The organism is Halomarina salina (genome assembly GCF_023074835.1).
Classification (GTDB): domain Archaea; phylum Halobacteriota; class Halobacteria; order Halobacteriales; family Haloarculaceae; genus Halomarina; species Halomarina salina.
Genome location: NZ_JALLGW010000001.1, coordinates 243,620 through 256,884, shown reverse-complemented (window position 1 = coordinate 256,884; position 13,265 = coordinate 243,620). Strand labels below are relative to the sequence as shown.

14 protein-coding genes are annotated in these 13,265 nt (G+C 68.2%); 10 read left to right on the top strand and 4 right to left on the bottom strand.

Translation table 11 applies throughout. The features are described from left to right. Positions 1–333: 333 nt before the first annotated feature. Both MX571_RS01330 and MX571_RS01325 read left to right on the top strand, forming a co-directional pair. Positions 334–1,092, top strand: coding sequence for a hypothetical protein (locus MX571_RS01330; RefSeq protein WP_247413793.1), 759 nt, complete (start codon positions 334–336; stop codon positions 1,090–1,092). A 100-nt stretch (positions 1,093–1,192) separates the two neighbouring features. Then, the gene (locus tag MX571_RS01325; protein WP_247413792.1) at positions 1,193–1,594 is read left to right on the top strand and encodes a DUF2267 domain-containing protein; all 402 of its coding nucleotides are present in this window, start codon (positions 1,193–1,195) and stop codon (positions 1,592–1,594) included. Between the two features lie 33 nt (positions 1,595–1,627). Here MX571_RS01325 and MX571_RS01320 read toward each other — a convergent pair whose 3' ends face one another. Further along, entirely contained in the window at positions 1,628–2,371 is a 744-nt protein-coding gene (locus tag MX571_RS01320; RefSeq protein WP_247413791.1) for a ferredoxin--NADP reductase, read from the bottom strand. Positions 2,372–2,550: 179 nt separating this feature from the next. On the opposite strand from MX571_RS01320, the gene MX571_RS01315 reads away from it, so the two are divergent. Next, the gene (locus MX571_RS01315) at positions 2,551–3,765 is read left to right on the top strand and encodes a metal-dependent hydrolase family protein (protein ID WP_247413790.1); all 1,215 of its coding nucleotides are present in this window, start codon (positions 2,551–2,553) and stop codon (positions 3,763–3,765) included. A gap of 223 nt (positions 3,766–3,988) precedes the next feature. Further along, positions 3,989–4,609: a hypothetical protein gene (locus tag MX571_RS01310; RefSeq protein WP_247413789.1), complete on the top strand. Its 621-nt coding sequence runs from the start codon at positions 3,989–3,991 to the stop codon at positions 4,607–4,609. Between the two features lie 56 nt (positions 4,610–4,665). Here MX571_RS01310 and MX571_RS01305 read toward each other — a convergent pair whose 3' ends face one another. Beyond that, entirely contained in the window at positions 4,666–5,142 is a 477-nt protein-coding gene (locus MX571_RS01305; protein ID WP_247413788.1) for a deoxyuridine 5'-triphosphate nucleotidohydrolase, read from the bottom strand. A 276-nt stretch (positions 5,143–5,418) separates the two neighbouring features. Here MX571_RS01305 and MX571_RS01300 point away from each other — a divergent pair, with 276 nt between their 5' ends. Both MX571_RS01300 and rimI read left to right on the top strand, forming a co-directional pair. Beyond that, entirely contained in the window at positions 5,419–7,395 is a 1,977-nt protein-coding gene (locus MX571_RS01300; RefSeq protein WP_247413787.1) for an aconitate hydratase, read from the top strand. 347 nt (positions 7,396–7,742) lie between these two features. Beyond that, positions 7,743–8,234, top strand: coding sequence for a ribosomal protein S18-alanine N-acetyltransferase (gene rimI / locus MX571_RS01295; protein ID WP_247413786.1), 492 nt, complete (start codon positions 7,743–7,745; stop codon positions 8,232–8,234). Positions 8,235–8,261: 27 nt separating this feature from the next. Here the strand turns inward: rimI and MX571_RS01290 are convergent, their stop codons facing one another. Continuing rightward, positions 8,262–9,023 (bottom strand): class I SAM-dependent methyltransferase, encoded by a 762-nt coding sequence (locus MX571_RS01290; protein ID WP_247413785.1) that lies wholly within the window; start codon positions 9,021–9,023, stop codon positions 8,262–8,264. A gap of 603 nt (positions 9,024–9,626) precedes the next feature. Continuing rightward, positions 9,627–10,913, bottom strand: a complete 1,287-nt coding sequence (gene gdhB / locus MX571_RS01285) for a glutamate dehydrogenase GdhB (RefSeq protein ID WP_247413784.1) — start codon at positions 10,911–10,913, stop codon at positions 9,627–9,629. 256 nt (positions 10,914–11,169) lie between these two features. Between gdhB and MX571_RS01280 the strand changes: the two genes are divergently transcribed. The 4 genes from MX571_RS01280 to MX571_RS01265 are packed head-to-tail and all read left to right on the top strand — an operon-like array spanning position 11,170 to position 13,265. Continuing rightward, positions 11,170–11,694 (top strand): DUF5810 domain-containing protein, encoded by a 525-nt coding sequence (locus MX571_RS01280; protein ID WP_247413783.1) that lies wholly within the window; start codon positions 11,170–11,172, stop codon positions 11,692–11,694. 58 nt (positions 11,695–11,752) lie between these two features. Further along, positions 11,753–12,193, top strand: a complete 441-nt coding sequence (locus MX571_RS01275) for a DUF5809 family protein (RefSeq protein ID WP_247413782.1) — start codon at positions 11,753–11,755, stop codon at positions 12,191–12,193. Continuing rightward, the gene (locus MX571_RS01270; RefSeq protein WP_247413781.1) at positions 12,190–12,690 is read left to right on the top strand and encodes a hypothetical protein; all 501 of its coding nucleotides are present in this window, start codon (positions 12,190–12,192) and stop codon (positions 12,688–12,690) included. Before MX571_RS01275 ends, MX571_RS01270 begins: the two co-directional genes overlap by 4 nt. Next, complete coding sequence (locus MX571_RS01265) at positions 12,687–13,265, top strand: NUDIX hydrolase (RefSeq protein WP_247413780.1); 579 nt, start codon at positions 12,687–12,689, stop codon at positions 13,263–13,265. Before MX571_RS01270 ends, MX571_RS01265 begins: the two co-directional genes overlap by 4 nt.

Genomic DNA, 13,265 nt, shown 5'->3' with positions numbered 1-13,265 from the left:
TCGTGACCTCCGGTATCGTCACCGAGGACTGGACGAGCGGGGGCGCGTTCACGCACCCTAGCTCACGCCCGGTTCCGTTAAACACTCCCATCGCCCGACCGGACGCGTTCCGTGACGCACTTTCTGTGGGGACTTATCGACACCCGACACAGTCCCGAGTAATATACATAGCCGGACGGTCGTATCGGAGTTCGATTATGTAGTGGAACAGGGGATGGGAAACTGGTCGTGAGTGTGTGATACGCCCGGAAACGGGCCTTGCCCGGAAACGGGCGTTGGCACACACACAATCATGGCACACGAACTGGCACGCGAACTGGGTGAGGGGCGGCGATGGGACTGACCCGTCGCTCGTTCTTCCTATCGGTTGCCGCGCTTGGGTCCGCGAGCGTCAGCGGTGCGACGCTCTCCAGTCCCGACGCGGCGGTGAACGTCAAGATATGGTTCACCGAGGAGGCGATGGAGTACGACGGCTGGGAGACGCTCCGGGGGCACGTCGAACGAGCGTTCGACCCGGCGGGCGACCGGGTCATCGTCGAACACGGTGGCGTCGTCGACACGTCGAGCGAGGACGCGTACGGACTCGTCCAGAGCGGCGAGTGGCCGAAGATGCTCGCGCAGGGGGCCGTCGGCGGTCCGACCGAGCCCTGCGACGACGTGAACCTCCTCGTGACGGCACGCTCGATGAACGAGTTCCCGACGGGGGCTGGCATCCCGCACGTCGCCGCCGTCGGCGGCGCGAAGGCGCTGGCGGACCTCCCGCCCGTCGAGAAGTGTCCCGAGGTGGTCGGCTGGTCGAACCCCGCCTACGCCCTCCAGGTGCTCCTCCACGAGTGCGGGCACGCGCTCGGCCTCGACCACCGCGACGGTTTCATGGAACCCGCTGGCGACGAACTCGTCGTCAGCCCGATGGTCAGCGGCTACCCCTGGGAGACCGAGGCGGTCCGCGAACAGCAGTTCGACGTGGAGCGGGGCTCCTGTGGCTGCGAGTTCGTCCGCCCCGAGGGCCGCGCTCCGCGCCTCATGCTCGTCTTCTCCGACTGCGAACGCGAGCGCATCCACGAGTACGAGGGGAGCTACCGGCCCTGGTGACGATTCACACGCTCTCTCCGTCCCTTTCTCCCGCGTGCCGGCCCACCGCGCAGATGCAGGTAGAATCCTGATACGACTCACGTGACTCGGTGCGACGCGCATGGACCACGACACGTTCATCGGCACCGTCCAGCAGCGCGCGGACCTCGCCTCCCGCGGGGCCGCCGACAGCGCCACCCGAGCGACGCTCACGACGCTCGGCGAACGAATCACCGAGAACGAGGCCGAGGACATCGCCGCCCAGCTCCCGATGGAGGTCGGCCGCTATCTCACCGACGTCGAGGAGCACGCCCAGCAGTTCGACGCGGACGAGTTCGCAGAGCGCGTCGCGGAGCAGACCGAGGCCGACGATGTCGAGGACGCCCCGACCGCGACCGCACGCTCCGTCGTCGGCGTCGCCGTCGAGGCGACGGGGACCGGACTGATTCAGGACGTCGTCAGCCAGCTCCCGCAGGACGAGGGCTACGGCGACCTGCTCGCGACAGCCGACCAGAGCGCCTGAGGCGGACCTGCCGCCCTTCGCGCGTCCGACTCGTCACTCCTCCTCTTCGACCGCACCGTCCTCCCAGCCCTCCGTGTGCACCCTGTCGTCGGGCGCTCCGAGGTCGGCCAGTTCGTCGGTCGTCTCGACGACCATCTGCGGGACGCCGCAGACGTAGAAGTCGCGGTCGTCGACCGCGTCGAACACGTCGTCGAGGTGCTCCTGGACGTGACCGACGCGGCCCGTCCACTCGTAGTCCGAGTCCGAGAGGACGAGCGTGTAGTCGAGGTTCTCGTGCTCGCTCGCCAGCTGTTCGAGCGTCTCGCGGTAGATGACGCTCTCCTCGTCTTTCTCGCCGTAGAGGAACTGGACGTGCCCCGACCCCTCCTCGAGGTACTGCTTCAGCATCGCCACCATCGGCGTGATGCCGGTGCCCGTCGAGACGAACGCCACGTCCTCGTCGAGGTCCTCGACCGCGAGGTTCCCCTCGAACTCGCCGAGCGTGACGCGGTCCCCGACGCGTCGCTGGTGCATGTACGCCGAGGCGAGGCCGTCGTCGTACACCTTGATGGCGAGGGTTATCTGCTCGCCGTCGGGCGTGTTCGTCGCGGTGTACGGCCTGACGACGGTGTCGCCCGGTTCGGCCTCGCCGACCTGTCCCTCGCCGTCGAACTCGAACTGGACGGTGGTGTGTTGCCCCGGTTCGAAGTCGAACTCGTGGCCCGGTACCCGGAGGCGGAACTGCTTCACGCGCGGCGTGACGTGGTGCGTCGAGACCACCTCGGCGTCGTACGACATGGCACCCGAGACACGTGTGAGAGTCGTAAGGTTGTGGCCAGCGGGTGCGCGGTCCGTAACGCGTCCGTGAGGCAGTCGCCCACGCCCACCGCGAGAACTGACGCCGATGGGACGGAACCGCGGGACGCCGTCCCGACTCCGGTAGGTTGATGCGCTCTCCGGGAGCGCCGTGGTACCACGTGACGACTATCGACTGCGGGACGCTCGTCGACGGTATCGCCGACGAGCCACGACACGACGTTCGCATCCGCCTCGCCGACGGCCGCATCGACGCCGTCGGTGACCCGGAGGACATCGACGCCGACGACGAACACCACGACCACGAGGTGGTGGTGCCGGGTCTCATCGACGCCCACGTCCACCTCGCCGGGAGTCGGGTCCTCGACCCGATGCACTGGGTGACCGAGGACGTGGCGACGCTGACCGCGCGGGCGACGGCCGACTGCCGGAAACTGCTCGCGGCCGGCTTCACCGGCGTCCGCGACGTGGGGAGCGCCACCGGTCTCGGCCTCAAGCAGGCCGTCGCCGAAGGGGAGATTCCCGGTCCGCGCGTCTACACCAGCGGCAAGAGCATCTCGCAGACGGCGGGTCACGGCGACAGTCACTCGCTCCCGCTGGACCTGGTGAAGAGCGACTCGGGGCTCTCGACGCTCGCCGACGGCGAGGACGAGTGTCGCCGGACCGCCCGAGAACGAATCCGCGAGGGCGTCGACTGCCTGAAGATAATGACCACGGGCGGCGTCCTCTCGGAACTCGACGCGCCCGACCAGAGCCAGTTCACCGACCGCGAGATACGGGCGTTCACGGAGGAGGCCCACCGCGTCGGCATCCCCGTCGCCTCCCACGCGCAGGGGACGCCGGGCGTCGTGAGCGCACTGGAGAACGGCGTCGATACCATCGAACACGGCTTCTACCTCGACGAGGAGGCCATCGAACTGTTCCACGAGCACGACGCGACGTTCGTCCCGACGCTCGCCATCATGCACCGCATCGTCGAGCACGGCGTTGACCACGAGATGCCCGAGTGGGGCCTGCGGAAGGCCCGCGAGGCGTACGAGGCACACGTCGACTCGGTCCGGCGGGCCTACGAGGCGGACGTCCCCATCGCCCTGGGGACGGACTTCATCGGTCCCGACCTCGTCCCGCACGGCGAGAACGCGCTGGAGGCCGAACTGCTGGTCGAGGAGATCGGGCTGAGCGAGATGGAGGCCGTGAAGGCCGCGACGAGCGTCGCCGCCCGGACCGTCCCGGACGACGACATCGGGCGCGTCGAAGTGGGCGCACGCGGCGACCTGCTCGCACTCGACGCGAACCCGCTGGCGGACGTCTCGGCGCTACGCGAGTCGGTGGCCGCCGTCTACAAGGACGGCGACCGCGCGGCCGTCCCGAACTGACGGCCTCGGTTACGGGCGGCCAGCCGACGAGACTCGGGACTCCAGACTGCTCTGGAACCAGCTACCGAGACACGACGACGCGAATCGGCGGCACGATTCGGCGACGTGACGACGATAGGCACGACACAACCGCGAAGCGTCGCCGACGGATTCGACTACCGGGACCGTGACTATGTGTATCACCGACGAGTATTTGTACACGAAAACGTGACAGTCTCACGAGATGGAAACGACTACAGTCGCCCTACTCGGTGTCGGGGTGGTGCTCGTCGGTCTCGTCGCCGTCGCCGTCCTCCGAATCCGGGGGTCGAGCGACTCGACCCGACTGGGCTCCACACAGCGCGCTCCGTCCCGGCAGCGCGGGAGCACCGACCGGACGAGTCGGACGAACTCCGAACCGTCCACGCAACGGCAGTCGACGACGGAGACGGAACGCTCGGCAGCGAGCGACCGGGACCGCGGGGCGGGCCTCGCCGCCGACGTCGAGAAACAGCTCTCGGCGAGCGAGCGGCAGTCCAGCGAGTCGACCACGACGACGACCGCTACGACCGGCACCGCCACGGCGAGCAGCGCCGACACGACCACGCCCGAGGAGACGGGCAGTCTCGACGACCTCTGGGCCGAGTCCGCACCGGCCAAGAGCGACGACGACCTCACCGACGCGACCGAGGACCTGCTCGAGAGCACCGGCACCCTCGACGAGGAGTGGACCGCGGACGACGACGGGTCGGTCGCCAGGGACGGAACGCTGTTCGAGTCCACCGACGACGCGGGGAGCGACTACCAGGCGTCACAGCCGACGGCGAGCGGCGAACCGGACGACGACCTCGACTCGCTGTTCTGACCCGACCAGATTCGCTTCTCTCCGTCTGATTCGCCGACGCAGACGAGCGGACGCCGTCACTCGACGTTCTCGCCCTGGTAGTCGCCGTCGTACGTCTCCTCGTGCTCCGCGCGGGCGAAGACGAGTTGCGCGACGCGCGCGCTCTCCTCCAGTTCCAGTTCGTGCCCCACCTGTAGCAGTCCCTCGCCGCGGCCCTCGTAGCCCGCGTCCCAGACGGCCGTGTTGAGCATCGCCGAGTTGCGCAGGAGCGACGACCGGGGGTAGACGAACCCGACGTGGTCCGCGGGAACGCGAATCGTCTGCTCGTAGCGGACGACGTACGCCCCCGGCGAGAGCCGGTACGTCGCGTCGTCGGGTCCCGACAGCGACTCGACCCGTGTCCGCTCGCCGACCTGCTTCCCGCCTCTCTCGATGCGGCCCGGTCCGACCTGCTCGAACACCGCGTCGAGCGTCAGGTCGAGGCCGTTTGGCTGGACCTGGTGCTCGCGGATCGGGTCACACTGCTCGGCGACGAACGCGCCGCTTCGGAACATGGCCGACCTGACGAGGGATGCGACAAGACGGTACTGGTTCGACCGGCGTGGCGATTCGTTCAGTATGACTGAACTCCCGCTCTCGCTGTCGGTCACTCGGGCGGCCCCTGCTCTGTCGTGCGGTATGGACACCCACACATCTCTCGTGAACGTTCGTGCGGGTTGTGTACGCTCACCGTACCGCAAGTGCCGAATTCCGCTGTTTTAGGCCGTCCTAACGCAAACGTGGCCGGACACGGGTAATTTATATTCGTGGCATGGCGACGTTCGGGTGATATGGGACAGACGCTTACCGAAAAGATCCTCGATGACCACCTCGTCGAGGGCGAACTCGAGACCGGCGAGGAGATCGGGATCGAGATCGACCAGGTGCTCACACAGGACACGACCGGGACGCTCGTCTGGCTACAGTTCGAGGCGCTCGGTCTGGACGAGGTCCAGACGGAACTCGCCGCGCAGTACTGCGACCACCAGACCTACCAGTTCGACTTCAAGAACACGGACGACCACCGCTTCCTCCGCTCGGCCGCGGGGACGTTCGGTGCACACTTCTCGCGCCCGGGCAACGGTATCTGCCACAACGTCCACAAGGAGAACTTCGCCGCACCGGGCAAGACGCTCCTCGGGTCGGACTCCCACACGCCGACGCCGGGCGGTCTCGGCGAACTCGCCATCGGCTCCGGTGGCCTCGACGTCGCCGTCGCGATGGGTGGCGGACCGTACTACATCGAGATGCCCGAGGTCGTCAACGTGCGACTGGAGGGCGAACTGCCCGAGTGGGCGACCGCGAAGGACATCATCCTCGAGATGCTCCGTCGCCTCTCCGTGAAGGGCGGCGTCGGCAAGATCTTCGAGTACACCGGCCCCGGTGCCGACTCGCTGTCGGTCCCCGAGCGCACGACCATCACGAACATGGGGACGGAGCTCGGCGCGACCTCCTCGCTGTTCGGTACCGACGAGAAGACCGAGGAGTACCTCTCCCGACAGGGTCGCGGCGACGAGTACGTCGAACTCTCGCCCGACGACGACGCGGAGTACGACGACGAACTCGTCATCGACCTGTCGGACCTCGAACCGCTCATCGCTCAGCCGTCGATGCCCGACAACGTCGTCCCGGTCCGCGAGGTCGCGGGCCAGTCGGTCGACCAGGTCATCGTCGGCTCCTGTACGAACGGCGGCTACGAGGACATCCTCCCGGCCGCGAAGATGCTGGAGGACCGCCAGATCAACAAGAAGACCGAGATGATCGTCGCGCCCGGTTCGAAACAGGCCAGCGAGATTCTCGCCCGCGAGGGCTGGACGGCCGAGATGATGGCCGCCGGCGTCAACTTCTCCGAGGCGACGTGCGGGGCCTGCATCGGCATCGGCCACGTGCCCGCCTCCGACTCCGTCTCGCTGCGGACGTTCAACCGCAACTTCGAGGGTCGTTCCGGCATCGAGGACGACAACGTCTACCTCTGCTCGCCGGAGGTCGCCGCCGCGGCGGCGCTCAAGGGCGAGATCATCGACCCGCGTGACCTCGCGGACGAACTCGGCGACCTGGAGGACCCCGGCTTCGAGATGCCCGACCAGTACGACGGCTCGAAGGCCGACCTCATCGCGCCCGACGAGGCCGTCGACGACGGTCTCGTCAAGGGGCCGAACATCGGCGACGTCCCGCTGAAGGACCCGCTCGACGCCCACCTGGAGGGCGAGGTCCACCTCAAGATGGAGGACAACATCACGACCGACCACATCATCCCTGCGACGCAGGACATCCTGATGTACCGGTCGAACATCCCGAAGCTCTCGGAGTTCACGCTCTCGCGCGTCGACGACACGTTCGCCGAGCGCGCACTGGAGGGCGACGGCGGCTTCCTCGTCGCCGGCGAGAACTACGGCCAGGGCTCCTCGCGCGAGCACGCCGCACTGTGCCCGATGTACCTCGGTATCGAGGGCGTCCTCGCACAGAGCTTCGCCCGCATCCACAAGGCGAACCTGTTCAACTTCGGCCTGCTCCCGCTCACCATCGACGAGGACACCTACTCGAAGATCGAGCAGGGTGACGACATCGAGATCGTCGACGACGTGAGCGAGGCCGTCGACTCCGGGCAGGAGGAGTTCACCATCCGCGTCAACGACGACTGGGAGGCGACGGGCCACCTCGACGCCTCCGAGCGCGAACGGCGCATCCTCTCGGCCGGCGGCAAGCTGTCGCTGACCCGCCAGCAGTACGAGGACAGCGGCTCCGGCGCGACGCCCGCCGACGACTAACCACGTTTTTACGCCTCAGGTGGCGGCTGCGCCGCCACCCCTCGGCGCAAAACCCTGTTCCCGCGAACGCAGTGAACGGGAACTCGCTGAACGAGCATCGCGAGTTCAGCGGTGGACTAAAAACTGCCGTGTTCGAGCGCGTCGCGCTCGAACACGGTGAACCGGGTCGCTCCGCGTCTCGTGAACGCCACGGCATGCGGTTGCGGGCCACTTGCCCGCAACCCGCGACCCGGACGTTCTCTCTCTTTCGCCTCGCCGAGCGAGACGCTCGGAGTTCGTGGACTACCGCGGCGCACCGGCTGCACCCGACCCCGATGACTCATGCCCGTTCGGCTCGAAACCACCCTGTGACCACGACGCCGCCCGAGGCAGCGGACGCGGGGCCGACGGTCCGACCGGTCGAGCGAGCGGACCTGCTCGACGTCTACCGCATCGAGCAGTCGGTGTTTCCCCAGCCCTGGCCGTTCGAAGCGTTCGAGCGGTTCCTCGACGAACCAGGGTTCATGGTCGTGGAGTCGGTGAGCGACGCCGGGGACACCACCATCGCGGGTTACGTCGTCGCGGACCTGACGCCGAACTTCGGGCGGGACATCGGCCACGTGAAGGACCTCGCCGTCCGCGAGTCGTTCCGGGGCCAGGGGCTCGGCCGACTCCTGCTCAGACACGCCCTGGCGTCGCTGGAGGCGCGCGGCGCGACCGCGACACGCCTCGAAGTACGGGCGAGCAACGACGCCGCCATGACACTCTACCGCGACCACGGGTTCGTCCACCGCCGGACGGTCCCCGGCTACTACGCCGACGGCGAGAACGCGCTCGTGATGGTCCGCGAACGGCAGTGAGCGCTTCGAGCGCCTCGACGTGACTCCTCACTCTCTGACGAGTTTCGCCGTGTAGTACACCTCGCGCCGAACGACGTCGGCGACTCGCCACGGCGTGCCGACGCAGGCGTCCCGGAGCCGCGCCGGTGAGAACAGCACGAACGAGAGCGTCGGCCCGACCAGTCGTTCTCGACTCGCTGACTCCGTCTCGCGGTGGTACTCGACGTGGAACGTGCGTCGGCAGACGCCCTCGCGGGGGTCGGGTCGGTAGCCGCCGAACTCGGCGGCCGTCTCGCCGTCGATGTGCGTGGGGTCGTAGCTGTCGACGAGCGCCACCGCGTCGTCGGTGGTGACCCGCGCGAGGTCTGCGAGGAACGCCGAGACACCGGGCAACGACCCGGCGAGGCCGAGTTGCGTCCCGTTGACGAGCGCGGACGAGAACCGGCCGCGCGGGAACGCGTCACCCACCTCGAACATGTCGAGGACGCGGACGTCCTCGACGCCGCGTTCGCGGGCCGCCCGGACCGCGTTCGGCGAGACGTCGAACGCCACCGTCTCGAAGCGCTCCTGGTAGTAGGCGCTGTGTCCGCCCGCCCCACAGCCCACGTCGAGGAGCGGCCCGGAGAGCGACTCGTGCAGGGCACGCTCCTCGTCGTGGGCGGCCAGCCAGCTACCGTGGTCGCCGAAGTAGTTCTCCTCGACGAACGCGGGCCACGTCTCGCCACCGTCGCGGTGGATGGCGTCGCCACGCAGGCCGCCGCGCTGGAAGTCGAGCATCGCCGTCCCGAGTGCGTCCTCGTCGGACTGCATACCGTGGCAGAGTGTGGCACTTGTAATAACTATGTAATGAACGGTGGTACCGACTCACGAACCCTGTGCTACGTGGGAGGCCCCCGGTCGGGAGAAGGGAGTGCGACGGACGACGGACGCCGTCGCCGCCCGTCTCTCGGAGTACCGACCAGTCGATTCGCGTCGTCCGTCTGCGCGTCGGCCGAGAGGCGCCGGGACGTTTCGACGCGTCGCGTTGGAACTCGCCTCCGAGTTCGAGATATTCAACAACTGTCCCAAGTTTATTTTTTCACTTTTCATTGCTTGATAGTTATCCGGCCCGAGTATCAACAATCTCCAAGAACGTCTCTGAATACTAGACATACACACAATTTTATTAGAATGCCAGCGAACGTGGGTAGTGGACGCGTTCGTCACGGCTGGCACGTGGGAAACGGTGGAAGAGTTCCGGCACGCCCCGTGACGAACGGTCCGCGCTAGGCGGCGCCGAAACACGGCGTCGCCGGTGCCTCTGACAGCCTCTGACAACCGTCGCGTGGGCCGACACGGCACGTGTGTCGGTTCACGTTTCTCTTCGTACTCACGTCGTCTCCACGGACCGCAGTCTGGAGTCGTCCGGGCGCGTTACGGCCAGAGACCGCGGGCGTTGTGCGCGTCGACGACACGCTGGAGGCCGACGACGTAGGCGGCGTCGCGCCACGACAGGTCGTCGCTCGTGTCGAACGTCGACCGCACGTCCTCCCAGGCGTCGAGCATCTCGGATTCGAGTTCCTCGTGGACCCGTTCGAGCGTCCACGACCGGCGGTTGATGTCCTGGAGCCACTCGAAGTACGAGACGGTGACGCCGCCCGCGTTGGCGAGGATGTCCGGGACGACCTGCACGCCGCGGCGCTCGAAGATGGCGTCCGCACCGGTGGTCGTCGGGCCGTTCGCCCCCTCGACGACGAGGTCGGCCTGCACGTCGTTGGCGTTGCTCGCCGTGAGGACGTTCCCGACGGCCGCGGGGATCAGTACGTCCACGTCGAGTTCGAGCAGTTCCTCGTTGGTGCGCGTCTCGGGCGCGTCGTAGCCCGACACCATGCCGGGGCGCTCGTCGTGGCCCATCACGTCGCGCGTGTCGAGGCCGTCGGGGTCGTAGACGGCTCCGTCGACGTCGCTGACGGCGACGACCGACGCGCCCCAGTCGTCGAGCAGGCGGGCGGCGTTCGCGCCGACGCTGCCGAAGCCCTGCACTGCGACGGTGGTGTCGTCGAGGTCCATGTCGTAGTAGTCGCACGCCTCGCGGGTGACGATGGCCACCGAGCGGCCGGGCGACTCCTCGCGGCCGTAGCTCCCGCCGATGACGGGCGGTTTCCCGGTCACGACGCCGGGCGTCGTCTCCCCCTCCTGCATCGAGTAGGCGTCCATGAACCAGCCCATCGTCTCGGGGTCGGTGCCCATGTCGGGTGCCGGGATGTCCTTCTTCGGGCCGACGGCGTCGCGCAGTTCCTGTGCGAACCGGCGCGTCAGGCGCTCCTTCTCGCCCTTCGAGAGGGTGCGCTCGTCCACGACGACGCCCCCCTTCGCGCCGCCGAAGGGGATGTCCATCACGGCGCACTTCCAGGTCATCCACATCGCGAGGCCGATGCACTCGTCCTCGGTGACGTGCGGGTTGTAGCGGAGACCGCCCTTGTACGGCCCGCGGACGCAGTCGTGCTGGGCCCGGTAGCCGGTGAACACCTCGATGTTCCCGTCGTCGCGTTCGACGGGGACGGCGACGCGCTCGACCTTCCGGGGGTGTTTCAGTCGCTCGACGACGTTCGCGTCGATGTCGAGGTGGGCCGCGGCCGCCTCCAGTTGGCGGCGGGCGGTCGTCAGCGGTGACTCCGACTCGGGGTCGACCTCCTCCGGAGCGTCCTCCGTCGTCGCCATCAGCGACCCTCCCCCGACGGTGCGGTGGCGAGTGCTGCTGTCACGAGCGGAGGGCTGTCCACGGACGTCCGGATGGCAACCGCCGCGGTGGCGGTTCTTCCATCGTACATGACTGTCGCTATCCCGTACGTACATATAATATTAATCCATATATGCTATATTAACACAGTCCCGCGAATCGTGGTGGCGTGTCACGCACGACCACGATGGATTCGGCGGACGCCACGGCTTTCCCGTCGCGGCCGCAACCGCAGGTATGGGATACGCCTGTCCGGTCTGCGAGACGCCACAGGCCGACGCGCGCCACCTCGCCAACCACCTCGCGTTCACCGCGATGCTCCACGGCGGCGAGCACGAGGCGTGGCTGGACGAGAACCTGCCCGACTGGAACGAGGTGGGTGAAGCCGAACTCGCCGACCGCGTCACCGACCACGCGGAGGAGGCGGAGTACCAGGAGGTGTTCGAGGACACCGTCAACGTCGACGGCGAACACCAGCACGACCACGAGCGGTCCGGGCGCCTGTTCGAGGACGAGGTGCGAACGCCCGGTCGGGACGGCGTCCCCCACGAGGTCCGCTCGCAGGAGTCTCCCGAGCTGGACGAGGAGACGAAGGCCATCTACGAGGAGGCCCGCGAGATGACCGAGGAGATGCTGGGCGACGACGCCGCCGACGACGAAGACCCAGGAGACCGCGACCGCACCGACGAGACCGACGAGACCGACGAGACCGAGGCGAGCGACGAGTCGGACGCGGCAGGCGACGCCGCGACCGACGAGTGACCGTGCGGTCGGTCCCGCTTTCAGGACACCTAACTATCGCGCTCTCGTAGCCCGCAGCATGGAAACGGAGGGGTTGTTGGCTCCCGAGAGTCCCGCCGACGCACGTGAGCAGTACGCCGACCTCGCGACGGCGGCGGCGACGGTCGTGAAGGAGTCCGTCCGGCGGATGGAGTTCGACCGCGTCGAACGAGACGAGCGCCTGACGAACGACGTGTACGCGACGGCCCACGACGCGCTGTTCGCGTCGCTGCTGACCGTCCAGGTCGGCACGCGCGAGGAGTTCGAGACGTGGTGCGACGACCACCCCGACTACGACCGCCACGTCGAGGGGAGCGACACGGTGGAGAACGTCGTCTGGCACGCCGTCCCGTTCGCGGAGACCGTCGTGGCGGCGACCTACCAGAACGAACGCGAGGCCGCCGTCGGGACGCTCCGGCGTATCGCGTTCGGGCGACTGTACCGGTCGGAACTGGAACGTGCCGGGGCGACCGGCGAATGAGGCGAATCACCCGCAACGTCGTCCTCGTCGTCCTCGCCGTCCTCGTCCTCCTGCTGGCGCTCGGGGCGCTCCCGAGCCTCCTCCGGTCTGGCGACCCGTACTACCTCACCGCACAGACGGTCGAGAACGGGAGCGCGCCCGCGACGGTGAACGCGACGGCCCTCTCCGAGCGACGGTTCCCGTACACGACGGCCGCACTCGACTCGGGGCGGAGCGACGCGTACTACGACGGCCCGCTGGGCCTCAAGGAGGCGTTCACGCACTCGCCGTTCGACGAGTTGAGCGAACTGGCGGCGCGCAACGCGAGCGCCGTCGAGAACCGGACGGGGTTCGTCACGCGGGGCAACGCGACCTACCGACTCGAACTCGTCCGCGGGGAAGAGGCGGCGAACGCGACGGGTTCGGTGCCCCGGGCGAACGCGACGAACGCGACGAGCATGGCGAGCAGGACGACCGGAGGGTCCCCGACCGACCGACTCGCCGGGGTCGGGCGATGATCCCCGACGACTGGACGTTCGTCGAGTCCGTGACGGAGTACGAGACCGGCTGGTACACCGGCGGCTACGACCGCTACCGCCAGCCGGACGGCACCGAGAAGAACTACTACTGGGCGGCACTGCCGCCCGCCGTCGTCGTGGTCGCGCGCGACGGGGACGAACTGGTGATGGTCGAGCAGTTCCGCCCGGCCATCGAGCGCCACTGTCTGGAGCTCCCGGCGGGCATCGTCGAGGACGAGGACTCGCCCGACGGCGACCTGGCGGGCGACGAGACCATCGCGCCCGCGGCGTACGAGTCGGCCGCCGCCCGCGAACTCGCCGAGGAGACCGGCTGGCACCCCGAGACGACGGTGTCACTGGAGGACTTCTGGGTCTCGACGGGCGTCCTCCGACATCGCCGGGGGCTCGTGTTCGCGACGGACCTGACCGAGACCGACCGCACGCTCGACTCCAACGAGTTCATCGAGGTCCGCCGGGTGCCCGTCGACGGCGTCCTCGACCGCATCCGCGAGGAGCCGGCGAACGACGCGACCCTCGAAGGCGTGTTGCTCGCTCGCGCGGAGGGGCTGCTCTGA